Annotated in this window: 24 protein-coding genes, 2 tRNA genes and 1 pseudogene; 15 read left to right on the top strand and 12 right to left on the bottom strand. The window is 63.7% G+C overall.

The features are described 5' to 3' along the window. Nucleotides 1–54 precede the first annotated feature (54 nt). On the bottom strand, nt 55–840 hold the full coding sequence (locus tag IBX18_RS25125; RefSeq protein WP_194835946.1) for a GntR family transcriptional regulator: 786 nt from the start codon (nt 838–840) through the stop codon (nt 55–57). Nucleotides 841–935: 95 nt separating this feature from the next. On the opposite strand from IBX18_RS25125, the gene IBX18_RS25120 reads away from it, so the two are divergent. The 6 genes from IBX18_RS25120 (at nt 936) to IBX18_RS25095 (ending at nt 4,555) form a co-directional block, all read left to right on the top strand. Beyond that, entirely contained in the window at nt 936–1,358 is a 423-nt protein-coding gene (locus tag IBX18_RS25120) for an NUDIX hydrolase (RefSeq protein ID WP_194835945.1), read from the top strand. Between the two features lie 353 nt (nt 1,359–1,711). Next, complete coding sequence (locus tag IBX18_RS25115; RefSeq protein WP_194835944.1) at nt 1,712–2,026, top strand: WXG100 family type VII secretion target; 315 nt, start codon at nt 1,712–1,714, stop codon at nt 2,024–2,026. Nucleotides 2,027–2,029: 3 nt separating this feature from the next. Next, nucleotides 2,030–2,329, top strand: coding sequence for a WXG100 family type VII secretion target (locus tag IBX18_RS25110; RefSeq protein WP_306796395.1), 300 nt, complete (start codon nt 2,030–2,032; stop codon nt 2,327–2,329). Further along, a complete protein-coding gene (locus IBX18_RS25105) occupies nt 2,326–3,636 on the top strand; it encodes a hypothetical protein (protein ID WP_194835943.1) in 1,311 nt (436 codons plus the stop codon). Before IBX18_RS25110 ends, IBX18_RS25105 begins: the two co-directional genes overlap by 4 nt. Nucleotides 3,637–3,656: 20 nt before the next feature. Next, a complete protein-coding gene (locus IBX18_RS25100) occupies nt 3,657–4,133 on the top strand; it encodes a hypothetical protein (protein WP_194835942.1) in 477 nt (158 codons plus the stop codon). Then, nucleotides 4,130–4,555: a hypothetical protein gene (locus IBX18_RS25095; protein WP_194835941.1), complete on the top strand. Its 426-nt coding sequence runs from the start codon at nt 4,130–4,132 to the stop codon at nt 4,553–4,555. The genes IBX18_RS25100 and IBX18_RS25095 overlap by 4 nt, the downstream gene beginning before the upstream one ends. 1,051 nt (nt 4,556–5,606) lie before the next feature. On the opposite strand, the gene IBX18_RS25090 is transcribed toward IBX18_RS25095, so the two are convergent. Next, entirely contained in the window at nt 5,607–5,882 is a 276-nt protein-coding gene (locus IBX18_RS25090; RefSeq protein ID WP_194835940.1) for a hypothetical protein, read from the bottom strand. Between the two features lie 1,226 nt (nt 5,883–7,108). Continuing rightward, the gene (locus IBX18_RS25085) at nt 7,109–8,329 is read right to left on the bottom strand and encodes a sigma-70 family RNA polymerase sigma factor (protein WP_194835939.1); all 1,221 of its coding nucleotides are present in this window, start codon (nt 8,327–8,329) and stop codon (nt 7,109–7,111) included. A 548-nt stretch (nt 8,330–8,877) separates the two neighbouring features. Between IBX18_RS25085 and IBX18_RS25080 the strand changes: the two genes are divergently transcribed. The 3 genes and pseudogenes from IBX18_RS25080 to IBX18_RS43480 form a co-directional block, all read left to right on the top strand. Then, nucleotides 8,878–11,367 carry a helicase C-terminal domain-containing protein gene (locus IBX18_RS25080; RefSeq protein WP_228541652.1) on the top strand — a complete coding sequence of 830 codons (2,490 nt, stop codon included), beginning with the start codon at nt 8,878–8,880 and terminating at the stop codon, nt 11,365–11,367. Nucleotides 11,368–12,082: 715 nt separating this feature from the next. Further along, on the top strand, nt 12,083–12,397 hold the full coding sequence (locus IBX18_RS25075; RefSeq protein ID WP_194835938.1) for a hypothetical protein: 315 nt from the start codon (nt 12,083–12,085) through the stop codon (nt 12,395–12,397). Beyond that, a pseudogene (locus IBX18_RS43480) lies at nt 12,394–13,482 on the top strand (recombinase family protein); the annotation flags it as partial. The gene IBX18_RS25075 and the pseudogene IBX18_RS43480, both read left to right, overlap by 4 nt. A 378-nt stretch (nt 13,483–13,860) precedes the next feature. Here the strand turns inward: IBX18_RS43480 and IBX18_RS42295 are convergent. The 5 genes from IBX18_RS42295 to IBX18_RS25050 form a co-directional block, all read right to left on the bottom strand. Then, a complete protein-coding gene (locus tag IBX18_RS42295; RefSeq protein ID WP_228541651.1) occupies nt 13,861–14,274 on the bottom strand; it encodes a hypothetical protein in 414 nt (137 codons plus the stop codon). A gap of 32 nt (nt 14,275–14,306) precedes the next feature. After that, a tRNA-Leu gene (locus IBX18_RS25065) sits at nt 14,307–14,380 on the bottom strand. A gap of 10 nt (nt 14,381–14,390) precedes the next feature. Beyond that, a tRNA-Arg gene (locus IBX18_RS25060) sits at nt 14,391–14,462 on the bottom strand. 270 nt (nt 14,463–14,732) lie between these two features. Further along, a complete protein-coding gene (locus IBX18_RS25055) occupies nt 14,733–15,353 on the bottom strand; it encodes a hypothetical protein (protein ID WP_194835937.1) in 621 nt (206 codons plus the stop codon). A gap of 99 nt (nt 15,354–15,452) precedes the next feature. After that, nucleotides 15,453–16,277 carry a bifunctional 2-polyprenyl-6-hydroxyphenol methylase/3-demethylubiquinol 3-O-methyltransferase UbiG gene (locus tag IBX18_RS25050; RefSeq protein WP_194835936.1) on the bottom strand — a complete coding sequence of 275 codons (825 nt, stop codon included), beginning with the start codon at nt 16,275–16,277 and terminating at the stop codon, nt 15,453–15,455. A 133-nt stretch (nt 16,278–16,410) separates the two neighbouring features. Here IBX18_RS25050 and IBX18_RS25045 point away from each other — a divergent pair, with 133 nt between their 5' ends. Continuing rightward, complete coding sequence (locus IBX18_RS25045; RefSeq protein ID WP_194835935.1) at nt 16,411–17,394, top strand: TerC family protein; 984 nt, start codon at nt 16,411–16,413, stop codon at nt 17,392–17,394. A gap of 3 nt (nt 17,395–17,397) precedes the next feature. Here IBX18_RS25045 and IBX18_RS25040 read toward each other — a convergent pair whose 3' ends face one another. From IBX18_RS25040 to IBX18_RS25030, 3 genes are all read right to left on the bottom strand, one after another. Then, complete coding sequence (locus IBX18_RS25040; RefSeq protein WP_194835934.1) at nt 17,398–17,943, bottom strand: hypothetical protein; 546 nt, start codon at nt 17,941–17,943, stop codon at nt 17,398–17,400. 149 nt (nt 17,944–18,092) lie between these two features. Next, nucleotides 18,093–18,377, bottom strand: a complete 285-nt coding sequence (locus IBX18_RS25035) for a YciI family protein (protein WP_194835933.1) — start codon at nt 18,375–18,377, stop codon at nt 18,093–18,095. 27 nt (nt 18,378–18,404) lie between these two features. Continuing rightward, nucleotides 18,405–18,971: an amino-acid N-acetyltransferase gene (locus tag IBX18_RS25030; protein ID WP_194835932.1), complete on the bottom strand. Its 567-nt coding sequence runs from the start codon at nt 18,969–18,971 to the stop codon at nt 18,405–18,407. Nucleotides 18,972–19,188: 217 nt separating this feature from the next. Between IBX18_RS25030 and pgsA the strand changes: the two genes are divergently transcribed. From pgsA to IBX18_RS25005, 5 genes are all read left to right on the top strand, one after another. Continuing rightward, on the top strand, nt 19,189–19,848 hold the full coding sequence (gene pgsA, locus IBX18_RS25025) for a CDP-diacylglycerol--glycerol-3-phosphate 3-phosphatidyltransferase (protein ID WP_194835931.1): 660 nt from the start codon (nt 19,189–19,191) through the stop codon (nt 19,846–19,848). Next, nucleotides 19,845–20,384 carry a CinA family protein gene (locus tag IBX18_RS25020; RefSeq protein WP_194835930.1) on the top strand — a complete coding sequence of 180 codons (540 nt, stop codon included), beginning with the start codon at nt 19,845–19,847 and terminating at the stop codon, nt 20,382–20,384. The genes pgsA and IBX18_RS25020 overlap by 4 nt, the downstream gene beginning before the upstream one ends. A 115-nt stretch (nt 20,385–20,499) precedes the next feature. Then, the gene (locus IBX18_RS25015; protein WP_194835929.1) at nt 20,500–20,982 is read left to right on the top strand and encodes a helix-turn-helix domain-containing protein; all 483 of its coding nucleotides are present in this window, start codon (nt 20,500–20,502) and stop codon (nt 20,980–20,982) included. A 200-nt stretch (nt 20,983–21,182) separates the two neighbouring features. After that, nucleotides 21,183–22,013: a phage shock protein PspA gene (gene pspA, locus IBX18_RS25010; RefSeq protein WP_194835928.1), complete on the top strand. Its 831-nt coding sequence runs from the start codon at nt 21,183–21,185 to the stop codon at nt 22,011–22,013. A gap of 136 nt (nt 22,014–22,149) precedes the next feature. Further along, a complete protein-coding gene (locus IBX18_RS25005; protein WP_147140036.1) occupies nt 22,150–23,025 on the top strand; it encodes a hypothetical protein in 876 nt (291 codons plus the stop codon). A gap of 33 nt (nt 23,026–23,058) precedes the next feature. Here IBX18_RS25005 and IBX18_RS25000 read toward each other — a convergent pair whose 3' ends face one another. Continuing rightward, nucleotides 23,059–23,994: a hypothetical protein gene (locus tag IBX18_RS25000; protein ID WP_194835927.1), complete on the bottom strand. Its 936-nt coding sequence runs from the start codon at nt 23,992–23,994 to the stop codon at nt 23,059–23,061. Between the last annotated feature and the right edge of the window lie 15 nt (nt 23,995–24,009).

Here is a 24,009-nt window from a genome sequence, read left to right as displayed (position 1 = left end):
CCTTGTCTAGACAAGTACAGGAGATTCAAAGATCTGAGTTGGGCGAGATCGCGGTCAGCGGGCGGGGAAGTCGTATTCGAGCAGATAGGCGCTCGCGACCTTGACGGTGTCGCACACCTCGACTGCCACATCGTCGGTGTCGTAGGCGGTACGGATGACGGTGATTATTGGCACGCTGTCGGCCAGCTCCAGCTCTCGCCGTTCATCGGGTGTCGGCATCCGTGCGCCGACCTCCTCGGTGAATCGGGCCAGGACGTGGCCCGCCTCCTCCAGGCGGGCATAGATACCGCCAGGGCCGGTGTCGGGCTCCTCGATCCGGGTCCCCGCCGCGAACGCGACCGGTATGTAGGACGTAGCTGTCTCGACTGGACGACCATTGGCCAGATAGCGGCGGGCGCGCATGACCAGCTCGCTGCCCGGTTCCACACGTAAGCGTTCTGCGATGGAAAGGCTAGCGGCGCAACGAGATACCTGGATGCGATCGACGCCCGGGGCGAATCCAGCCTTCTCGGCCTCAACCGAGAACGCGGCCTTGCCGTCGGCGCCTGCACGGTGTTTACGGGCGAACCGATCCGAAGCTAAGCGTCGGATCGGCGGTTCGCGGCGAACGAAGACACCGCGGCCCTGTTCGGAATAGATGAGGCCTTCACTCCGAAGCTCCTGCACGGCTTGGCGTGCGGTCATCCGGGCAACACCGAAATGGGTTGTCAACTCGGCCTCCGATGGCAATGGCTCGCCGGGACCGATCTGGCCGGCCGAGATCGCGGCACGGAGCATGTCGGCGATCTGGCGATAAGGCGCGCGACCGTCGGAGCGATCTACTGTCCCGAGCCGGAGCATGAGATCCCTCCTCATCCGCCACGAACATATCTAGACAACTAGCTTAGTCTTAGCCGCAGGAGCCTGCCCGAACCGAGTAAGTCAATGGAGGATCGATGGACCTGCCGAAGCACTCGGTCAGTGTCTCAGGCATCGTCGTCGACACAGACGACCGAGTCCTGGTCATTCGTCGCGCCGACAACGGTCACTGGGAAGCTCCCGGCGGCGTGCTGGAACTCGACGAATCCTTCGAAGACGGCGTGCGCCGAGAGGTCGCCGAAGAAACCGGACTCGACGTAAGCGTCGATCGACTGACAGGCGTGTACAAGAACCTCGAGGGCGGCATCGTGGCTCTTGTCTTCCGCTGCACCGCACGAGCCGGTAAACCACACCCCACCGCAGAGGCGGTCGACGTCCAATGGATGAGTGCCACCGATGTCCGGGACGCTATGGTGCCAGCCTTCGCGATCCGAGTGCTGGACGCTCTCGACGAGTTGGGTCCCCATGTGCGGGCCCACGACGGAGTCAATCTGAAGTAGGCACCTGCCGTCACGGCACGCGTGACCACGTCGAGGAGACCGCAGCCGCAAGCTTCGCACCCCGCCGCGGAGCGTCTGGAGCCCGGCAATTCAGGATGTTTGCATCAGTGGTCGGGTCGGGACGTGCTCGTAGCCGGGTGAGATTTTCTGCACTCTCTCCCCGTAACAGGCTGAACTAAGGGACCGGAAGGAGCCACGGCCCTGCCCATGCCGGTGCCCGCGGCCACCTGGGCGTTCTTGACTCCGGACCACTGAGGTGCGCTCACCGGCTGCAGCGCACGGAACCGGGTGGTCCTTCGTTGCGTCTTATAGTTCAGAGGCGATCTGTGGACTGCTCTATGAGGGGAGATGGCATGTCCGACGAACTCCGGGTCGAGGTGGATCGGCTCCGTGATGCAGCTCGGTTCATCTCTGACAAGGCCCGGACCATCAAGGATGGGGTCGTGCAGCTCGACAACACGATTGGCAAAGAGCTTCTCACTGACGGCTGGCGAGGCAAAGCCGCTTCCGCCTATGACGAATCCTGGGTCGAGTGGAAACAAGGCGCGGACAAGGTCGTCGCCGCGCTCGAGGCTTCGGCAGCGAACCTTATCGATGCGGCTCACCGGTATGAGATGCGGGACTTCACGAACCAGGACGCGATTAGGCGAGCGGGAGAACAGGTGTAATCCGTGGCCGAGGACGACTACAGCTACCGAGTCGATCTCCAGCAGCTCGACGAGGCGATCACGACGATGGCCAAATTCGATTCCGACGTCGAGGGATGGTTACGAGAGGTAGATCAGACGATCGCCGATCTGCACCTGTCCTGGTCGAGTCAAGCAGCCGAAGCGCAGCGCATTGCCCATGATCGGTGGATGGCGGGTGCGGCGGAGATGCGGGATAACCTCGACGAGTTGCGTGAGGTCGCGCGCCGGGCGCACACCAACTACACCGGTGCGGTCGAAACCAACGCGGAGATGTGGCCGTGAGCCCGCCGACGAGCTTTCCGATCATCGTCTGCCGAGGCGGTGACTACCGCTCGGCTAGCGAAGGTCTGGCATTCATTCGTGACGACGCCGGTGAGGTGCATGGCGCGCTGCTGCGGACATTGTCTGGATACGGCGGGATGGGCGGCAGCGATAACGCGGGCACCCAGTGGGCGAAGTCCTACGACGAAGCCGTGGATGCGGCATTGCAGACCTCCTCGAAGCTGGTGTCGACGTGCGCACGCACCAGCGACTTGATCGCGGCAGGGGCGCACAATCATGCCGTCGCCGAAGCCACCGCGAATGGCGTCGCGCCGCCTCCCGCTCCGGCAACGGGCTTCGATCCGTGTCTGGCGATCGTGTCTCCTTCGGCCGGTGGTGGCGGTGGCCCTGAACCGTTTGGCTGGTCGCTGATCAAGGCTGTATCGGGGTTGGTATGGCCCGATGGCCACCAAGACCAATTGCGGGCCGCGAAAGGCGTTTGGTACGCCGCGGCGGAGGCGTTGGATACCGCCACCGGCCGGTTTCCACAAGCTGTCGGCCTGTTGGAAAATCAGCAGTCCACGGAGATACCGGCTGCTGTCGCCTCCTGCAGTGAGACATCGAGCAACTTCATCGAGCTACAGGGGGCGTATCGAGAGATCGGTGATGCGTGCGGCGAGTACGCCCAGCACCTCGACGACGCGCACCGTGAGATCCTCGACGAGCTGAAGCAGATGCTGATCGAGACCGCTGCGGTGGAAGCGGGCATGGCTGTCCTGATTCCGTTCACCGGAGGGCTGTCCGAGCTCGGCAACGGTGCGGTCCTCGCACGGATCGGCATCTACGCCGCCCGCATCGGCCGGATCATCGACCGGCTCGTCACCAAGGTAGCCGCCATCGTGGGGCGTATCGGCTCAGCGGTGACCGGCAAACTCAAACCGATACTGGCCAAGCTCGGCGAATGGCTGGACAAAGCCAAGACCAAGTGGTGGCGATCCGACCCAGGCGGCCCGCCGCCCGGAATACCGCCCAAGACACCGGCGGTCAAACCGACCGTCACCGACACCAAGCTGCAGAATATCCTCAATGACCTCTACAAAGGCGCGAATAATCCGGCCCGGATCGGCGATGGGACTACCGCGGACGCGGTCCGTAACGAGTACCGAACCCTGGAGCCCACCGAAGGCAGATGGCATCTGCAGAAGGCGATGGAAACTCAGCGCGGTCTCGCGAAATGGCTGATGGACAAATCGAACACCGACCCCGCCGATCGGGCCGTCGCGATTCGAGAACTGCAGAATCTCATGGACGCGTTAGCAGGACGATAAGGGGACGAGGGCGAAAAAACATGAACGAACGAACTGATAAAGAGATCCTCGAACTGATCGGCACCTGGTCGAGGAGCTTGGTGCCTGAGCAAGCACAGTTCATCAGAGACCTCGCCGGCCTCGAGCCCGAGATCCGGCCGCTCATCACCGAACACGTCCACGACTACGACGAAATCCTCCCAACGCTGCTCATGGGAGATATCGCACGTTGGATCACCCGAGTCGTGCAGGAAAGCGAGGACCCGGCAGCACGACTGGGCGTGTTCTTCGCACGACTCGAAGACGCCTGGGGGGACGGGCAGAACCCGGTATCGGACCTGATCGCGGTCTCGTTCGTCGAGAATGTCTTCGACGAACCCGACGTGGTGAAGCTGTTGGGCCCCAAGCTTTCCCGGCACTATCGCATCTACACCGGCCAAGATGAAGCGCGTAGCGACGAGAAGCGACCGGTTCCGGAGGTCCTCAAGAAAGTGATGAAGAAGCTGGGCCGCTCATGACCGACCTGCAGAAATGGGAGCAGCAACTCAAGCAGGAACTCGCCGAGATCCGACGCAGCGGCGAGCAACTCAGGAAGTCCGCGGCGTCGGTCACCGGGCGTGGTGAAGTCCGGGGCATCATCATCGAAGTGAGCGCCAACGGCGACATCACCAACCTGCAGATCGCGCCAGCCGTGATGCGTTGGTCCAGCGCACAATTGACCAGCGCACTGCTCGACTGCCATCGCCGTGCAAGAGCCGATGCCGCCGCAAGCACCGAAGAGATCGTCCGGACAGCCGACCCTCGCCTCCGCGGCCAGCTCCAAGAACTGTTGGGCAAGCCCGAGACTGAGCGCCAACGTTCGATGACTGAAGCTGAGATCCGGGCCGCCGATGACGCATACTTCCACCGAATGAATCAAGGATGGAGAACCGACCACTGACCGAACCGCCGGGATTGGAAGCGCGCTTCGTGTCCATTACGGCACCCCAACAGACGACGAGGCTGCGCTGATGGCGCGTTGTGGCTGTCTCAGGGGCGGATGTGGCGCCGGACACGCTCACCGGTGACGACAGAATTCGCCGATGCCAACAGATCGCGGCCACGCGGTCCGCCATCAGAGTTCTTCGATATCCGCGCGGTCAGGGTTCACGAGCGTAGGTAACGTGCGCAAGTTCGACGTCAGCCTGGGCCGTGGTCCCCATGGCGAAGCGAAGACCGCCGAACTCGGCGCCACCGATCAGCCATAGCCCGGCGGAAGGTGGGAACGAGGGCGACCTCGATACGGTCGCCATTCGGCGACACAGGCGAACCGCATCGATGCTATAGATTCAGGCGCTCCATTAGCGCAGGCGGTGGCGGCTTCCGGGTGTAGGGCTTTGCCGATCGTCCGGGAAGTCGGATCTCAGCAGGTTGTACCGAAGCCTTTCCCCGGTGCGCTGCGAGACGGCAGTACGGAGTGCAGTACTTCGCCCGGCGGCCAGTGTTGTTGCGTGGTAACGGACATGGGCAGTGTGCACACCAGGGGATGTCGACGTTGAGGGAGGCCGGGGGTCTTAGGGTCCAGCCGTGAGCCGATACTGGACACCGTACCAGCGTGACAATGTCGTTATGCAAGTCCGCCACGGTGGGGCCGGGCAGCCAATCGGCGTGGCGCAGAAGCCGATCGAGATCGGCTGGAGTGAGCGGAGTTCGCGACTTCCGGATATGCCTTTGGGCCTTTTCGAGCATCTGGATCAACTTCACAGTGTCGCCCCAGGCCAAAGTCGTCCCACATTGTGGCCCAAACACGGGAATAGCGTTCAGGACATCGTCGACGGCGGGGGCGCAGGTGCCTGCCAGGAGGCTGGTGAAGGTGCGGACGGTGTCAAAATCCCGCGAGTCAGGCCACGCCACCGCTAGCGCGACCTGCAAATGTTCATCGAACTTCTCGTAGTCGACTAGATCGGTGGCGCGGTCTTCGACCGGCCGCCGCTGGGTGTTTCGGCGTCTGCTCACCCCTCCTCCTTCGCGGTTTCCTGCAGAGGTTCGTTTTTCGGCTGTGCACTAGATTCGTGCTCATGGGCGCTGTCCCGGCGGAACCACTCGGGCCAGCGCCCGAAACCCGTTGTGAGCATGCCGAATACACTCGGAATATCCTCCGGCCTGGCGCGAATCAACGCAATGACTGACCCCACCAGGATCGCGGCTGCAATCACCAGCAGGGGCAGCTGCAGCCATACGATGACCCAGCCCCCGAACTGTGCAGCAGCACCAATGAACGCGGACAACGTATCTCCTTTTAACGCAAGAAAGCCCCCGGCGAGTGCCGAGGGCTTGAGGGTTAGAACGAGAAAGCCCCGCTCAGATGAGCCGGGGCTTCGGTGTGGGCACAGAAATGCCCTTCGAGCGGTTAGGCTACCAGACGCTACAGCCTGGAATCCACCCAGCTCAGGCGGTGGTTTCCGTGTCACAGGTCGCCTGTTTAGTTTCGTTTCACGAGTCGCCGGAGCTATCAGCGTGCGCGCAGAGTTCATTCAGGAGCTGATCGTGCCCGGCACCGATGAGCGTCCCGACCAGGCCGAGCGCACGCGCACCGTGTGCATACAAGCCGCCGCATACGTCGGCGTTCGTGGACATTCAAGCGCCACAGGTGGTGACACGCCGTCATCATTCACGAACAACCGACGCCAAGTTCGCGGACAGCGCCACTCGCTCCTGCACATCGTCGGCTAAGCCCGACAATAACGCTCGAACATGAACGCGAATCAAGTCAGTGTTGGGACCAGATCGCGCATCCGCACCACCTATTTCCCGTGCGGCGCGTGTGTAGTTCGGCCCGTTCTAGGCCATGCGCTGGCGCATTGCCCAGGTGCGTACCCTATTGGATTTCGTCATTGGTTCACTCCCACGCAGCCCTCGGAGGTCGACTAACACCGGACGCCACGCTGCGTCAGAGACTGCTTGTCCTCGGTAACTGGTACGGCGTGGGCGTTTCAGTAAGGAGTCGGGCGGGCGGACCACCACGCGACAGCGTGCGCCGATGCTTACTGAGAACACTGGCCAGGCCAGGACGACTCGCCCTGGCCTTCATGGGCCGGTGCCCTGTTTACAGCGGAATCCGCTAGGGGAGTGGAAGGTAGGAGCCGCGATCCGCACGAACGATCGCACCGTCCTGCCTCGGGATGTTCGGGCACGAAAGCCAGTTCCGGCTGACCTGCGCGACAGAGCTGTGTCTCGGACGCAGCTACCTCCGGCTGTTGAGAGGCACGATAACTGGACGTATCTGCTTCTGGTCCAGCTGGTCTTCGCGAGTTCGTTTGGCATCTCGCGCTGCGGGTTAGCTGCAGCACCGTGAGGGCTGCGGTCCGCCTACCTTGATCTTTTGTGGTAGAAGCAACGATTGCAGCTAGAAGTCGACCCGGACCGTCCTGTTGCAGCCACCACACCAACCCAAAGATGAAGACTCCCATGCCAGTTAGAGCCCCACCTACGCCCTCTACAACACCGTTCATTGTCAGTGGTCTCCGAAGAAATGTGCGGCTTGTTTGCGTATTCGGTTGAGCCGCTTGGAGATTGGGCTGTGGTTGCTGTAGCCCATGATGTCGGCGATCTCGGTGAGGCTGGTGACGCCACTGTGGAGCAGGACAACTACTTCGCGGTCGCGTTCGTTGAGCAGGGCGAGAAAGTCGCTGTAGACGACACGATCGATGGTTTCTGTCTCGGGTCCTTGGACTGGGATGGTGTCGGTCAGTTCGACGAAGCGCACCTTGATCTTGGAGCGCTTGCGGTAAAGCTTGCGTTCGAAGTCTTCTCTCTCAAAGGTCCATCGATCCGAGAAATCGTCCTCGACGCGGTTGGACCTCACGGCGTCCAGGATGCCGCGGAGTCGACCGTCGGGGTCGGCCTGTTCAACAGTGCGAGACACAAAACAGGCTGCCTCGTCCTCGCCCCACCACAGACTCCCTCCAGCACGCGGATGGGCGGCTGTCGCTCCTTCCAGGAAAGACCCGTCATCCAGCGAAACCGGCCCCTCCGAGCCACCGTTGTCGATGGTGTTCCATTGACGGAGCTCCTGCTGTATTACCTCGGTGACCGGTGGTAGCCAGAAGTCGAGGTTGTGGGATAGCAGTCGGATCGGGTCGGACTTGGTGAAACCGCTACTGGGCGATCCTGGCATGAGGTCCCGCCACACAGCGGATGACCATGCACGCGACAACTTGTCGCAGAAGTCTGTCGGCAGGTATGGGTCTGGATCGAAGCCGGCAATGCTGAAAGGCCACTGTCCTCGGTGCAAGAGCGGTAGGCGGTAGCGCTCGAGCGTGGAGCGCGAAAGCAAGTGGAACAAGGGTGAGTACTCGTAGTAGCGAGATCGGGTGCGTGGCAGGAGAACAACGTTGATATCGCCCTTTTCAGCGATCTTCAGCAGCTCCGGCGGGAGGTCCTCTCCGAAGAAGCGACGTCGGAACTGGGCGGCCTCCCAGAAGGTGTTCCATTTGGCCACTGCCAGCTGGAACTCGATGCGGTCCGGTCGCCGTGACCACATCGGAAGCGTCACGTACTCCTGGGGCTCCGGCACCTCTGCACGAATGACGGCCTTGCAAATATGTGCCGCCGACAAGTGTCGCATACTCGGGTACTGGTCGGGTGCAGCCCTCTCGTCGTCGGGATCGACTAGGAGTTCGCTGCGCTGTATGGCGACGATCTCGTCGACCATCGGTTGAGGACGGGTGGTCATGTTCGCATCCGGGTGTGAGGCATTCATCGTCACATAGACTTCACGACAACGAGAGCCAGATCCGTTCCACCCAATTTTTGCAGTGCCTTCGGGCGACGACTCCTCGCCTCTTGCGCATGTTTCGACAACGTCGGTCGGGCTCACCCCAGGGGGCGCAGCTGCCGGGCGGGACATCTGTCATCACCTACCGGATAGCGACGTGGAGGCGCTTGGCAACCGCGCTAATGCGGTAGGCGCGCTTCATGCTGAGTCGTTTGTTCGGTCCATCTGTGCGGCCACACCCCTTCGTGAGCATGCGGGTGACCTGGGCACGCTATGCCCACGCCGCGCATCTCGGTTGTGCCGAAGTCGATGGACTACGCAGTTCAGTCTGCCGAGCTTCATCGGGACTCAACCGTGTCGGTTGGCTGAATTCGACACCGATCTCCGCAGGACGGGGTCATCTCAAGGCCGCCGCACGCAACGCGATCACTTGCTTCGATGCGCGACGAGTGGCAACTTTCCGTAACCGCTGCCGAGCGCTGGTCGATTGGCGAAGAATCAGCATCATGGATTTCGACAAGTTGCTTGCCGAGAGTAACGATGACTTGCCGGTCGAGCCGCGTGAACTCTATGCGTCCTTACCGAACAAGGCCGAAGGATATGGGTATTTGCGCGATGTTCAAGGTCAGGTTCTGTCTGCCTGGCATGATCGTCGCATCGAGCGTGATCTCGTCATCAAGGTCAACACCGGTGCTGGAAAGACGATCGACGGCTTGGTGGTCTTGCAGAGCTACCTTAACGAGGGGCTCGGGCCAGCGCTGTACGTCGCTCCAAACAAGTACCTTGTCACGCAAGTCGTCGAGGAGGCCTCGCGGATCGGGCTGGCTACCGTCGATGATCCTGACGGCACCAAATACCGTTCTTCTCAAGCTATCTGCGTGGTCAACGCATGGAAGTTGTTCAATGGGCGGTCGGTCTTTCGGCCACGCCCGACGAGGACTCCAGCGCCTATAGGCATTGTGGTCATCGATGACGCACACGCAGCGCTGAGCACCGCTCGCGACTGTCTGTCGATTGACATCCCGTACGGGGACGCCGCGTTCTCGGAGCTGCTCGATGAGTTTCGTGCCGATCTGGAGGCGTACTCGCCCAACGAACTTCTTGACGTCACCGAGCGAAGTCCCGGAGCCCTGCTGCGCGTGCCGTTCTGGGTCTGGCGATCGCACTTGGAGGCCGCCCGTAGGATTCTGCATCGGGCGCAGAATAACGCAGCTCAGGGGGATCAACTCTATTGGTCATGGCCAGCGGTCAGGGAGGTACTTGAGTATTGCCGGGTCGTATTCACCGGACGACAGGTGACGATCACTCCGCTGTGCAGTCCGGTAACGCACATCACAAACTTCACCTCAGCCGCGCGGCGAATCTATCTCACAGCGACTCTTGCTGACGACTCGGTGCTAGTAACCGACTTCGGTGCCGCTCCGACCAGCGTCGCGAACCCCATAACTCCTCGAACCGCCGGTGATATCGGCGAACGAATGATCTTAGCGCCAATGGAGCTCAATCCGCAGTTGGCTATCGAAGAAGTTCGCGAAGAAATCGCGTCACTGGCGCAGGCGCACAATGTCGTCGTTATCGCCCCGAGCAGGCGTATCGCTGACTTGTGGAGAGAATACACGCCTGAAAGCAATATCATCCTAGCCGACGCCGTGGCCGATATCGTCGGAAAACTCCGCGCGGGACTCGTTGGGCTTGTCGTACTCGTGAACAAGTACGACGGAATCGATCTGCCTGGCGACGCGTGTCGTGTCCTCGTTCTCGACGGCCTGCCGGAATCCTTCAGTGGCGAAGAACGTCTCGAAACCCAATTGACAACTCACGCATCAGGTATCGACGGCCAACAGGTACAACGCATCGAACAAGGAATGGGCCGGGGAGTGCGCAGCAACGAGGATCACTGTGTGGTGTTCTTGCTCGGCGCACGCTTGACCCAACTCGTATACGACCCGGATACCCTGGCGCGATTCAGCCCGGCCACCCAAGCCCAGCTCAAACAATCTCGCCGGATCGCTGGTGGGCTGGAGAACGAGCCCCTCGAAGCAATCATCGATGTCGCCAAGCAATCACTCAATCGCGATCCGGGGTGGGTCACCTACGCCCGCCGCGGACTAGCTCACGTAGAGCCCTCGCCTGGACACGTCAGTACGGCTGCGATTGCGCGGCGAACCGCGTTCGATCGCGCAGTCGGTGGCGATCTGACCGGAGCTTCTGCCGCGTTGACAGAGGCGATTTCAAACACTGGAGACACCCACCAACAAGGATGGTTGCTCGAGCAGCAAGCGACCTACATCGACCGGACTGACCCCGGCCACGCACAAATGGTGCTCATATCGGCACGTTCCAAGAACGGAGCGGTCTTGCGCCCCTTGGCAGGTGCCACGTACCAGAAGTTGACAGGATCTGACCATCAGGCCACTACCGCCAGCGATTATCTTTCGCGTCGATATAAGGACAAGGTCCAGCTCAGGATGGGCGTAGAAGCGCTGCTGGAAGACCTGCGATTCGATCCAGAACGAACCGATCAATTCGAGCAGGCGCTTGCCGATGTTGCGCAGCACATCGGCCTCGCCGCGCAACGGCCCGAACACGAAATCGGCCGCGGCCCGGATGGTCTCTGGGCGCTCGGTCAGCTCAAGTACTGGGTCATCGAAGCCAAGAGCGGGGCTACGGCGATGTCCATACAAAAGCGTTATATCAATCAACTCGCCGGCTCAATGAACTGGTTTGAAACGCAATACGACTCAACCGTGACGGCGATAGCTATCATGGTCCACCCCGCCGATACCCTCGCCAGGGACGCTAGTGCGCCGACCGGGGCGAGGGTCATCACAGAAGCTCGACTGGAAGCCTTGCGTACTGCGATCCGCAACTATGCCGACGCACTGGTTGCTGCTGCCCGGTGGGACAAGCCAGACGATCTCAACAACTTGCTGACCGGACACAAACTGCGCGCCCACGATCTCTACTCCTACACACGTGCAATCAAACCTGGCTAACCTCCACCGAGGGTTTAGTTGAACGACGAACAGCGCTTCAGGGTGGAAGCCACCTGCGCGTCTGGACTTCGGCAAGTGAGTCATCCGGTGAGACGTTGTGCCATCGGATGTCCCGGCCGCGAGGATTGTCGACGCAAAGACCCGGGCAAGCGGAAATCGCATGGAGGCAACGGATTTCGACTGCTGAGGTCGACGGTAATGTCGTGATCACCTCGATCGCGACAGGCGTCCTGACAAGCCAAGCTGGCCAGCTCGAAAACATCGACGACACAAGACAACCTGGCTCTCACATGCCCATCGCCGGGCACCCCGGCGTCGACGAAGTTGCCGCTCCGCTGGCCCGGTTGCTGCTCGAAGTCATTTGGGTCTGTCCGGCGATTTTCGACCGGAGATGTGCCAGTGCATTGACGCACGCAGACTTCCGTCGATCAGGAGGGTGGCTTCTCATGCTCTGGACCTCGCACCGATCCCGACGCACCTTCGGTAAAACGCGCCAGTCAATCTCTTCTGGCGCTGAGCACTGCAGCGTACCGGTCAAGCGCGGGTAATGGTGAGACGTCCGCTATCCCACGTTCAGCGGTGGCCTGTCCGGACTACCACTCTGGCGCGGAAATTACCTGCCTCATAAGGAGGCTGGTTCCTAGCGAATATTGCCGCGTTACCCCAATTGACGGCTGCGGACCTACCTGTAATTGCGAACGCGCAAGGGGGAATTATGAGTGACTATGACGATGCGGCAGGCAGCGCTGAAGTAACTGCCAAGGCGAATAAAATCACCCGCTCGAAAATAGCCTCTATTTCCTATGGCCGATGCTGCCCGGAAACGTTAGAAGAAAATCCAGCATGGATATACGATCAGCGACGGAAACGGGGCGATGATCGTCATTATTCCGGCCGTATATTATATATTCACGGCTCGGAAGGGGAACGGTTTCGTGGCGAGCTCGCCGAGGTCGTACGCGACCTGCTCGAATGGGCAATCCGACAGCAGGATAATGAGCATTTCATTGAGGATAGTGAGGCCGCATGACCCCTGGCGACTCAAGCGCTGAACCGCCACTCCGTGCATTCGCACGCCGCTCGACAGCCGTGCCGGAGTCGGGGCCGTCCGGGTTATCGGACTACGAAGTCTCGCCACTCGGTATGCCGGTTACGTTGCTCCGCGGCGAAGTGAGGGTCGCATTTCTCGGCCGAACCTCGACCGAGGATCAGCAGGATCCGCGACAATCGCTGATGCGGCAGCTCGGCAACTCTAAGGCCGCGGTTCCCGAGTCGTGGGTGATCGTCGCGCACTTCTACGATGTTGAGTCCGGGCGGATGGAGCTCGGAGACCGCGGACAGAAGACCGGCTACGAACGATTCGATATTCCGATCGCCCGCGACGGTGGCATCAACGACTTACTCGACGAAGCCGGACACCCCGGGCGTCGGTTCGACGTCGTGATCTGCGAGTCCGTGTCACGTGTCGCGCGACGTACCTACGAGGGCCTGTCGATCGAGCGGGTACTCGAACGCGTCGAGGTGCCGTTGTTCGCGGCGAACGAGCCGATCACGATCAGCGGTAGCCGCGCCCAGCGGATCCTGCAGCGCCGTATCAATCAGTCGGTCGCCGAGTACGAGGTACTCAACACCCTCGAACAATCCTGGGGTGGGCTCTGCACCCATGTACGAGAGGGGTGGAACATTGGCAAACCTCCCTACGGGTATAAGGCGAAGTCCTACCGTCACCCCAACCCGACCAAGGCCGCACGCGGACAAACCAAATCTCGGCTGGAACCCGACGGCGTGCGGGGAGAAACGGTCACCCAGATCGCACTGTGGCGCTATCACGAAGGGCTGGGCTACGACACTATCGCCGAGCGATTGAACGCTGACCTGACGCGATACCCGCCACCGGAACCAACGGCCCCGCATCGAGCGCGTGGAGCATGGGGAAAGACCAGCGTATACGAGGTGCTGAAGAATCCGAAGTACACTGGGTTTCAGGTATTCAATCGGCGTGCGACCCGCTCGCGGCGCGGCAAGGTCAACGACCAGATGAAATGGGTATGGTCTCCCGAACCCGCACACGAACCATTGATCCCGAAATGGATGTACGACGAGATGGCCGCCCGTCGTGACGATCGGCGCGGCTCACGCGAAGGCAATAGCGATAACCAGCATCCCCTAACGAAACGGGGTTACCTGTTTCGGGCGAGAATCATTTGCTTTTGTTCCCGAAGAATGCAGGGCGCTCCACGACATGGAGACACTTACTACACGTGCTGGCCTCGAGGAAATAATCGAGGATGTGCAGAGAAATATGCCGGTCATCCCAAAACGGTCTACGTCCGTGAGGACGCGATACTAGATGCGGTGTCGAAATTCTTCGCCGATCGCGTGTTCGGCACTTATCGTCATGAGAGGCTCGTAGCGGATCTCGCTGGTATCGATGATCGCGACGCGCGGCAACGACGGGCCGACCGGGAACGGTACCAACGCAGCGTGGACGACCTAACGCGACGACAAGACTCCGTGCTGCGCCAGGCACAACATGGCGAACCGGACGATCCGTTCACCAAGGCGCTCCGCAACACCTACAACGATCTGGAGACCGAGAAGTCTATCGCCGTGGCCGCTATCGCAGGGCTCGACGTCGCCGACGATCTGGACCCAGGCCGCCCCAGCACCGCAGATATCGCCCTGCTCGATGTGCTGCCCTACTTGACGCTCAATCTCTCCGCGGCACCAGAGCAACTGCTCCAGCGGCTCTTCGAAGTCACACAGCTCACAGTTCAGCTGAGCGACGACAGCACGCATGTCACGATCACCATCAAACTGCCCGCCGACCAGTTGCCTGACATCGCCCGCGCTGCGGTAACCATAGGCACTACCACGGCAACCGTGACCACGGAAATAGCAGGTCAACGCGGGAACGCCAATTGTGTGGATGCTGTATGTTCCCCCGGCGAGATTCGAACTCGCACCTCCCGGAATCTAGGTCCGGTGCCTCTACCGATTGGGCTACGAGGGATCGGGTTTCGTATCCGTGAGTGGAGTCGAACCACCGACCTGCACCTTCGGCGGGTGCTGCTCTTCCACTGAGCTACACGGATGTGAAACACGAAAAAGGGGTCACCCCTTGGCGATTGCCGCGGAGTGACCCCTTGCACGGGTCTGTGGAAGACACGGGTCAGGGGCCGCTCCGTACGGTCAGCCGTCGATAGGCGACCGTCGATAGCACGGAGTTGGCGTGCGACTGCCAGGCACCGCTGCGCGACCACTGTCGCTGCTGGGTCCCGGTCATGTCTTCGCCTTCCTGATCGTGTGTGTTCTCTGGTACCGACGTTAACATCCGAATTTCGGCTTGGGAACCGGTTTTCGGGTCAGAAGGTGCGGTTGGATTCGCGGGCGATCGTGAACCCGGCGCCGGTGGTGTCGTTGGTGCAGGTCACTCCGTTCTCGGCGGAGTCACAGGTGAACGCGCCGACGGTGAGTACCCCGCCGTACGGCAGCACCCGGCCGCCGCCGCGGCTGCCGCCGTCGATCGGTGCGCCGACGAACACGCCCTGGTTCAAGCAGCGTGCGCCCGAGCGCTTGCCGACGGTCAGCGTGCTGCCCTGCGGATTCTTGCTCCAGCATTCTGTGAACTCCGCGGGCGCCGGTGTGGTGGGTCCCTGGCAGCCGACCTGAGCGTTGTCGTCGATCGGCTGATCGAGGATCGCGCACAGGAACGATCCGCTCGGCGATTGGAAGTAGTACCCCATCTGCTGCCGATACTGGGCCGGGTCGACCGGCCCGGAGGCATGGGGGCGTGTGGTGGAGGAAGTCGGCGCGGCGGTCGCCGTGGTGGTCGGCGCAGTGGACGAGCTCGCCACGGGCGAACTCGGCGCGGCCGAACTGGAGGTCGGTGTGCCCGAACCCTTGTCGTCGTTTCCACACCCGGCCAGCAACGCCAGCGCGACGGCGCAGGGCACCACAGCGATACGAGCTCCTCGGATTTGCATGACGGCATTCTGTACCGCGCCGCCCGGCTTTCGAACGGGACGCGCCGGGCCGCGCCCCACCCGGAACGATCTCATTGCCGCAGGTGGCGGCGTCCGCGATCAGTTCTTGCGGGCCTGCAAAGTGACGCTGAGCGGTAGCCGCTCCGGATGCTCGGTGAGGTGCCATTCGCCGCCGGCGCCGAGGGTCATCTGCCCGGGCAGGGCATGCCACGGCACACTGCGGTGTTCGGTGAGCCCGGTGATCGAGAGTTCGGCGTCCAGCACGGCGGTCACCAGCTCGCCGATCCCGTGGTTCCACTCGTGGGTGGTGGTCTGCTGGAACTCGGCGTCGGTCTCCACATAGGTGCCGCCTTCGGAAAACACCATCGGCTCAGGGGTTTCGAAGTACGGGTAGCCGACAACCAGCCGGTCCGTGTGGGTTTCGTTGATCGTCGCCAGCATCGGATGGGTGTCTCGGATGAACAGCCGTCCGCCGGGCCGCAGCAGTCCGGCGACAGTTTTCGCCCAGCGGTCGATGCTCGGAAGCCAGCACAGCGCACCGATTCCGGTGTACACCAGGTCGAATTGCGCACCGCCGAGCGCGGTTACCGCATCGAAGACGTCGGACTCGACGAAATCGATGCGAGCCCCGGTCTTTTCGGCGAGCTCCCGAGCCTGCGCGAGGGATGCGGAGGAGAAGTCGAGTCCGGTCATGGTGGCACCGAGCCGCGCCAGCGAGAGCGTGTCGGTGCCGATGTGGCATTGCAGGTGCACCGCGCGCAACCCGCTGATGTCGCCGAGCAACGGACGATCGAACCGAACCACCTCGCTCAGAAAGTCCGGTTCGGCGAGGAACCGATCCACCGCGTAGTCGCGCGCCGCGGCGTGGACCGGGGCGCGCTCGTCCCAGTTGGCTTTATTGAGGAGCAGGTAGTCGTCGGTCACAGTCGCCACTGTGGCATGGCGACCGCGGCGAGCGCATGTGAAATTATGGTCAGCAATCACCCCGCAAGCCGACCGGAACGGACAAATCGGGCATTATGAACGTCATGACCCTCGCTACGGATCGACACGCAGCATGCAGGTAACCGCACTCGAGTGGGTGATCACCATCGTGGTGATCCTCGCCCTGTTCGTCTTCGACTTCTACGCGCACGTGCGCACCCCGCATGAGCCGACCTTCCGGGAATCCGGCTTCTGGTCCGCCGTCTACATCGGGCTCGCCCTGGCCTTCGGCGGTTTCGTCGCCTGGCGGTGGGGTTCGACGTTCTCGGGGGAGTACTACGCGGGTTTCGTCACCGAGAAGGCGCTCTCGGTGGACAACCTGTTCATCTTCCTGATCATCATGTCCACCTTCGCGGTGCCGCGGATCTATCAGCAGAAGGCGTTGCTCATCGGCATCGTGATCGCGCTGGTGATGCGCGGAGTGTTCATCGCCGTCGGCGCGGCCGCGATCAGTGCGTTCAGCTGGGTGTTCTATCTCTTCGGCCTGTTCCTCATCTACACCGCCGCCAAGCTGATGAAGGAGAGCGGCCACGAGGTCGAGCACGAGGAAAAGCGCGACAGCAGGATCGTCGCGCTGGCCAAACGGGTACTGCCGACCACCGAGAGCTACGACGGCGACAAGCTGATCACCCGCGTCGACGGACGTCGCGCGGTGACCCCGCTGTTTCTCACCCTGCTGGCGATCGGCTTCGCCGACCTGCTGTTCGCCCTGGACTCGATCCCGGCGATCTACGGTCTGACGAGTGAGCCGTACCTGGTATTCACCGCAAACGCGTTCGCGCTCATGGGTTTACGGCAGTTGTACTTCCTGATCGGCGGACTCCTCGATCGTCTGGTCTATCTGTCCCACGGCTTGTCGGCCATCCTCGCGTTCATCGGCGTCAAGCTGGTGCTGCACGCGTTGCACGAGAACACGCTGCCGTTCATCAACGGCGGCGAGCACGTCAGCGTGCCGGAGATCTCCACCACGGTGTCGCTGGGAGTCATTCTCGGCATCTTGGTCATCGCGACGGTCGCCAGCCTGGCGCGCACCCGTGCGGACGCAGCGAAGCGCTGACGTTCAGAACACCCGGTTGCTGTCCGGGGCGATCTCGAACCCGTGCCCGTCTTCGTCGTTGCTGCAGATGACGCTGAAAGTCTCGGCCCGACAGGTGAATCCGTGCGCGCTCAGGGTCGCTCCGGCGGGCAGCACCGGCCCGACGCCGGGGCCCGCACCGGGCTGGACCTCCGGCCCGGTGTAGAAACCCTGGTTCACGCACAGATATCCGGCGTCCTCGCCGACCGCGACCGCGGCGGCGGCCGGATCGGTGCTCCAGCACTTCTGCATGTGCGGCGGCGCGGGGCCGGTCGCGCCCTGACATCCCGCGGTGCGCCGGGGCTGGCCGACCGGCTGATCGAGGATGCCGCAGGTGATGTGCCGGTCCGGCGTCTGGAAGTAATAGCCGTCGACGGCTCGGTACAGCGCCGGGTCGGCCACCCCGGGCCGGGTCAGCGGACGGGCCGAGGAAGAGGTTGCTGGGTCCGTTTTGTCCGGTACACCCAGATACGCGTACAACAGGCCTGCGGTGGCAGCCGTCGACGCGAAAACCGCTACGTAAGTGCGCATGGCGCGAGTCTGCCGTGTGGAACAGGCGGTATGTCCGTATCACGCACGGTGTGTCGCCGCAAGTTAGCTGACTTCGACTAACGACCTGTCCTGGTTGCCCGATTCCCCGCCCACCGAACCGGCGAGCGGGGAATCGGGACGAGATGGATTCAAGACGTGAAAGCGCCCAGCACCGGAAGCCATTCGACGACGCGCACGTCATCGATCAGCTTCTCCCGTGCGAACGGGTCCTCGGCGAGCAGTTCGTTCAGCGCACCGGCATCCTCGGCTCGGAACAGGATCAGCGCACCGGACCCGTCCGGGTACGGCCCGCTGGTCAGCAGGTTGCCCGCGTCGAGCTGACCGGCCAGCCAGGCGCGATGCGCGGGCCGGTGGGTGTCCCGGTCCGGGACCGTGGCCGCGGAGTAGGTGTAGTGAACGGCGAAGATCGGCACGGGGGATCGCTTCCTATACGTCGGATATCAGAGCGTGAGCAGCATCCGAGTATTGCCGAGGGTGTTGGGCTTGACGTAGCTGAGGTCGAGGAACTCCGCGACACCGGTGTCGTAGGACCGGCACATCTCCGCGTACACCTCGGCCGTCACCGGCGTGCCGTCTATCTCCGCGAACCCGTGCCTGGCGAAGAAATCCACCTCGAAGGTCAGCACGAACACCCGCCGCAGCTCCAGCTCGCGCGCCACCGTGATCAGCTGCTCCACGATGAGCCTGCCCACCCCGCCGCCCTTGACATCCGGGTGCACCGCGACTGTGCGCACCTCACCCAGGTCGGCCCACAGCACATGCAGCGCGCCACAGCCGACGACGCGACCCTCGAGCTCGGCCACCCAGAACTCCTGCACCGCTTCGTACAGCGTGACCAGGTTCTTTTCCAGCAGTATCCGACCGGCGTAGACATCGACGAGGCGCTTGATCTCGGGCACGTCGGAGGTTCGCGCGCGTCGGACAACCAGCGGGGCGTTCTGCGCGCCTAGAGGCACGCCCGGATGTGCGTCGCTGGTCGAACCACCTAGTGGTCCCCGAGAGTTCATGGGGTGCAGAGTAGTCGGGCGGGTTACCGATAGGCTGAACGTGTGCCGCACATCCAGTCCTCCCGCTCACCGCATCACGCCGGGCAGCGGGTTCGGCATGACCCGCGCCGGGTAGGCGCCGGTCATGTGCGTTGTCTGGAGTGTTTATCGTGAGCCGGCGAACCATCTCGCAGCCGCTCGCGTTCGTGCCTGAGCTGAGCGTCGGCGAGGTGCGGCGATGAGTGCGCAACCCGAGGAGATCGAGCGACGCTGGGCCGCGTCCGACCCGATCCCGTCGAGCATGGTGACGCCGCACGCCGAACCCGTGGTGCCGCTGATGAATATCGCGAACATCCTGACCATGCTGCGGATCGCGCTGGTCCCGCTGTTCGTGGTGGCGCTGTTCGTGGGCGACGGGCACGAGACCTTCTGGCGGCTCGTCGCGGCCGCGCTGTTCGGCATCGCCGCGATCACCGACCGGTTCGACGGGCAACTGGCACGCAAATACGGTCTGGTCACCGATTTCGGCAAGCTCGCCGACCCCATCGCGGACAAGGCGTTGATCGGTTCCGCGGTGATCGGCTTGTCCGTACTCGGCGATCTGGCCTGGTGGATCACCCTGGTCATCTGCGGCCGGGAGATCGGCGTGACCCTGCTGCGCCTCGCCGTGGTGCGCCGTGGCGTGATCCCCGCCGGCCGCGGCGGCAAACTGAAGACCCTCATGCAGTCGATCGCGATCGCGGTCCTGCTGCTGCCCTTGGGCGGCTGGCTCCTCGGGGCGGGCATGGTGCTGATGTATGTGGCCGTCGCGCTGACCGTGATCACCGGCCTGGACTATGTCGGGCAGGCGATGCGGGTGTGGTTCGCGGGCGGGCCGGGCCGAACGCGCGGCGCATGAGCCCGGCATCCACGGCACCGACCGATCCGTTGATCGCGAACGGGCAAGTCGCCGACCTGGTCCTAGCGCTGCGCACGGTGGGCCAGACCGTCGCGACCGCCGAATCGCTCACCGCCGGGCTGTTGTCCGCGACCATCGCGGGCGTCCCGGGTGCCAGCGCGGTGCTGCGCGGTGGCATCGTGGTGTACGCCACAGACCTGAAACACAGCCTCGGCGGCGTCAGCGACGAAGTACTGGAGAGCGAAGGTCCGGTCGCCGCGAGTACCGCCGAACAACTGGCGGTGGGCGCTCGCACGCGATGCGGGGCAGACTGGGGAGTGGCACTGACCGGTGTGGCCGGACCTGATTCGCAGGACGGACATCCGGTCGGCACCGTTTTCCTCGGACTCGCCGGGCCGGGGCACACCGAGGTGATGCGGTTGAAACTCCTCGGGGACCGGTGGACGATCAGGATCGGCGCGACGCACATCGCCGTGCGGGAACTGCTGCGATGTGTACGCCGACCGGACGCGGGTACGAGCAGGCAAGGTGAGTGATTTGCGCCGGGCGGGAACCAACCGGGCCTCGTCCGACGTTGTGCCAGAAAGAACGGCGTGCGTGGCACTCGTGAGTGTCATGCGGGTCCCCTGACAGGGAGCGAAGGAGAACGAGATGACGCTGCTGCGAGAGGCCATCGGGGACAGTCTGCGGCGTGCTCGTCTCGCCCAGAGCCGGACCCTGCGCGAGGTGTCCACCTCCGCGCGCGTGAGCCTGGGCTATCTCTCCGAGGTCGAGCGGGGCCGTAAAGAAGCCTCCAGTGAGTTACTGGCCGCGATCTGCGCGGCCCTCGATGTGCCGCTGTCCCGGGTGCTATGGGATGTGAGCACGATCATGGCGGGCGCCGACGGCCTGCCGACCCGTACCCCGGCGGACGCCGCGGCGGCACCGCTGCCGGTCGACGCGGAAGAGACCGCCGCCGCCGAAGCCGCACCGGCCGCCGCACCCGCCGCAGCCGCAGAGCCCGCGCTGGCGCCCGCGAGTGCCAGCCTGTCGGTGGCAGGCTCGGGCGTGCGTCCGCTGCCGCTGGCCATGGACACCAGAATCGTCATCCCCGCACCCAAGGCCGACATGCTGGTCCTGGTGAAGGGCATGTGACACCCAGCGACAGGTGGCGGCCGCGGCAACGCTGCGGACCGGCGCCGAAAGCGGATAGATTCTCACTAGGCGTCGGTTGGGCCGGGTATACCCGGTGCAACGGCCGCATGGTGGAGGATAGGCATATATCGAGTGCGTGACGGTCGCGCACCGGAGCCGCGTCGAGGGCGCGGCACGTCAGATGGAGGCGGGATCAATCGATGGCTAATCCGTTCGTCAAGGCCTGGAAATACCTGATGGCCCTCTTCGACTCGAAGATCGAAGAGCACGCGGATCCGAAGGTCCAGATTCAGCAGGCTATCGAGGAAGCCCAGCGCCAGCATCAGGCCCTCTCGCAGCAGGCCGCGTCGGTCATCGGCAACCAGCGGCAGCTGGAAATGAAACTGAACCGGCAGCTCGACGAGGTCGAGAAGCTCAACGCCAACGCACGCCAGGCGGTCACGCTCGCCGACCAGGCCGGCGCCGCGGGCGACACCGAGAAGGCGATCCAGTACACCAACGCCGCCGAGGCGTTCGCCGCCCAGCTGGTCACCGCCGAGCAGTCGGTGGAGGACCTGAAGGTGCTGCACGACCAGTCGCTGCAGGCGGCCACCCAGGCCAAGAAGGCCGTCGAGCAGAACGCGATGCTGTTGCAGCAGAAGGTCGCCGAGCGCACCAAGCTGCTCAGCCAGCTGGAGCAGGCCAAGATGCAGGAGCAGGTCTCCGCGTCGCTGCAGCAGATGGATTCGACGCTGTCGGCGCCCGGCAGCACGCCGAGCCTGGACGCGGTGCGCGAGAAGATCGAGCGCCGCTACGCCAATGCCCTCGGCTCGGCCGAGCTCGCGCAGAACACGGTGCAGGGCCGCATGCTGGAGGTACAGCAGGCCAGCATCCAGATGGCCGGGCACAGCAAGCTCGAGCAGATCCGTGCGTCGATGCGCGGCGATCAGCTGCCCGCGGGTGGCGCGGCCCAGCCGGCCGTCAATCCCGCACCGGCGCAGGCGAACCCGGCCCAGCCGCAGATGAACAAGGGCCAGGCCGCACAGCAGTAACGGTTCACCGCTCGGCGAGGACTTTGTCGGTGGTCACTGGAACACTGGCGAACACAGCACGGGCACCCGGCAGGCCGGCCGTCGGCCGCGCCGGGACCGTGCTGGTCCGATCCGCGCTACCAGTGGGAGAGATGGCATGACTCGGGACAAGGCGCTTCCGGGCCGCAAGCGCGACGCGGCGATCATCCGGGCGCAGGCCGCGCTCGCTCCGCAACCGGGAAGCCTGCCCGACAGTCTGCGCGAGGTCGGCGAGAGCGCCTTGGTCGCGGTGCGTCGCTGGGCCGATCCGCGCGAACGCGAACTACGCCGTCGCCGCCGCGCCCGCCGCCGCAGTTTCCAGCTCGGCACCGCCTCCGGCCTCACCACCGCGGGAGCCGTTGGGCTGGTGGTCATCTCCGCACCCGCCTGGATCGTCGTCGTGCTCGGCGGCGGTGCGGTCGCGCTGGTCACCGGCACCGCACTGAGCGCCCGCCGCTACCTGCGACTGCGCAAATCACCCCTGCCGCAGCCCACCTTCGTCCCGCGCAAACAGCCGCCGCTGTGGTCGCGGGCGCGCGGACCCATCGCCAAACTGGTCCGCGCCGAACGCGCGCTGCACGGACTCGGCACCCAGATCGCCCGCGGCAACCGGTTGCCCGACGACGAACTCACCGACATGCTGGAAACCGCGGCCTCCGGCTCCGCCGCCCTGCACGCCCTCGCCGCCGACGTGACCGCCATGGAACAGGCCCTCGGCGCCATGGGCCGCGCCGATTCCCCCGCCTCGGTGGCCCTCACCGGCAACCTGCAATTCGCCCTCGACCGCCTCGACACCGGCGTCACCGAATACGAACAGGTAGTCGCCGCCGCAGGCCGCATCCTCGCCGTCCCCGAAAGCGCGGTCATGCGCCACAATTTCGACACCATCGTCGCCGACCTGCGCCACGCCGCCGACCGCCTGGACGGCTGGGCCCAAGCCCTCACCGAAGTCGCCGACCAGCAGGTCCCGATCTCCCGCCCCGGTCAACTCTGAGCGCTGCGCCGCACAGCTGGGCGTCCGCGCCGGCTACTGGCGGTTGGCCAGCGCCCTGTCGACCTCGGGGTCGCCGAGTTCGCTGAGCCAAGTCAGCAGGTCCGGGTCGGCGGCCGGGTTCGTTGCGATCCGTGCACGCAATTGCGGCCAGCGCTGGGCGATTTCGTACAGTACGGCCGGTGCGGTCAGTGGGTCTGCGGCCCGGGCACCGTCCGGCCGGGCGTCGAGCGCGGAGGTGCCCGCGCCGTATTCCGGGTAGGTGGACTGTGCGTTCGGTGCCGCGTACCCCACGCGATTGGTCGGCGTACTTGCTGCCGAGTGGCGGGTCTGGGGCTGTGGTGCGGTGTGACCGGGTTGGGTGTTCGGTGGGGTGTGCCCGGTGTGGCTTCGCTGCGTGTCCGGTGTGATGGCGCCTGGGATGGGCGGCGCTGGAAAGCCGTAATCCGTTGCCGCTGAGGTACTTCCGGCTACATCGTTTCCGAAGATAAGTGTCTCGAGACAGCTTTGTGCGGCGCTGATCAGGCGCCGTTCATGATGACCGGCGGGTACGCGAAGCACACCTCCGCCCTGATTGCGGACCCAGATGCCGAACTGTCTCGCCGTTGAGAAGAAATATGCGGACACACCCAGTAGCGCGAGGCCGAGGACAAAGCCGGCCACACCAGATATGGCCGGCGCGCTGAACAGCGACAGCAACGCCACCAGCAACGACCCGGCCCCGTAGACGAGATGCCGGGTGGATACCGCCTCGCCGACGGCGATCTCGCTCACTTTGCCGAGCGGTGTCGCCTGCTCCAGGCTGCCGTGCGGAATCACCGCGAAAATGGTGTTCGGCCTGTGCACAACCACCCTGCGATCGGTCACCGCCAAGCCGACCTTCAAATGGCTCAGAATCAAGTGCGGGCTGAAGTGGGTCGACAGCCGCAGCGTTTCGCCAGGCATGAGCCTGATCGAGGTCTGGTCGTACATGTGTTTCCGTTCGGC

It is taken from the genome of Nocardia sp. XZ_19_369, from assembly GCF_015355715.1.
Taxonomy (GTDB): Bacteria; Actinomycetota; Actinomycetes; order Mycobacteriales; family Mycobacteriaceae; genus Nocardia.
The sequence above is the reverse complement of the archived record's forward strand: the minus strand, read 5'-3'. Positions and strand labels throughout refer to the sequence as shown.

Excerpts from the sequence above, each read along its gene's own strand:
- IBX18_RS25075 (WP_194835938.1), top strand. The coding sequence starts at position 12,083 with ATGAGTGACTATGACGATGCGGCAGGCAGCGCTGAAGTAACTGCCAAG.
- IBX18_RS25085 (WP_194835939.1), bottom strand. The coding sequence starts at position 8,329 with ATGACCACCCGTCCTCAACCGATGGTCGACGAGATCGTCGCCATACAG.
- IBX18_RS25030 (WP_194835932.1), bottom strand. The coding sequence starts at position 18,971 with ATGAACTCTCGGGGACCACTAGGTGGTTCGACCAGCGACGCACATCCG.
- IBX18_RS25045 (WP_194835935.1), top strand. The coding sequence starts at position 16,411 with ATGCAGGTAACCGCACTCGAGTGGGTGATCACCATCGTGGTGATCCTC.
- pspA (WP_194835928.1), top strand. The coding sequence starts at position 21,183 with ATGGCTAATCCGTTCGTCAAGGCCTGGAAATACCTGATGGCCCTCTTC.
- IBX18_RS25020 (WP_194835930.1), top strand. The coding sequence starts at position 19,845 with ATGAGCCCGGCATCCACGGCACCGACCGATCCGTTGATCGCGAACGGG.
- IBX18_RS25095 (WP_194835941.1), top strand. The coding sequence starts at position 4,130 with ATGACCGACCTGCAGAAATGGGAGCAGCAACTCAAGCAGGAACTCGCC.
- IBX18_RS25015 (WP_194835929.1), top strand. The coding sequence starts at position 20,500 with ATGACGCTGCTGCGAGAGGCCATCGGGGACAGTCTGCGGCGTGCTCGT.
- IBX18_RS25055 (WP_194835937.1), bottom strand. The coding sequence starts at position 15,353 with ATGCAAATCCGAGGAGCTCGTATCGCTGTGGTGCCCTGCGCCGTCGCG.
- IBX18_RS25000 (WP_194835927.1), bottom strand. The coding sequence starts at position 23,994 with ATGTACGACCAGACCTCGATCAGGCTCATGCCTGGCGAAACGCTGCGG.
- IBX18_RS25115 (WP_194835944.1), top strand. The coding sequence starts at position 1,712 with ATGTCCGACGAACTCCGGGTCGAGGTGGATCGGCTCCGTGATGCAGCT.
- IBX18_RS25125 (WP_194835946.1), bottom strand. The coding sequence starts at position 840 with ATGCTCCGGCTCGGGACAGTAGATCGCTCCGACGGTCGCGCGCCTTAT.
- IBX18_RS25080 (WP_228541652.1), top strand. The coding sequence starts at position 8,878 with ATGGATTTCGACAAGTTGCTTGCCGAGAGTAACGATGACTTGCCGGTC.
- IBX18_RS25100 (WP_194835942.1), top strand. The coding sequence starts at position 3,657 with ATGAACGAACGAACTGATAAAGAGATCCTCGAACTGATCGGCACCTGG.
- IBX18_RS25040 (WP_194835934.1), bottom strand. The coding sequence starts at position 17,943 with ATGCGCACTTACGTAGCGGTTTTCGCGTCGACGGCTGCCACCGCAGGC.
- pgsA (WP_194835931.1), top strand. The coding sequence starts at position 19,189 with ATGAGTGCGCAACCCGAGGAGATCGAGCGACGCTGGGCCGCGTCCGAC.
- IBX18_RS25005 (WP_147140036.1), top strand. The coding sequence starts at position 22,150 with ATGACTCGGGACAAGGCGCTTCCGGGCCGCAAGCGCGACGCGGCGATC.
- IBX18_RS25120 (WP_194835945.1), top strand. The coding sequence starts at position 936 with ATGGACCTGCCGAAGCACTCGGTCAGTGTCTCAGGCATCGTCGTCGAC.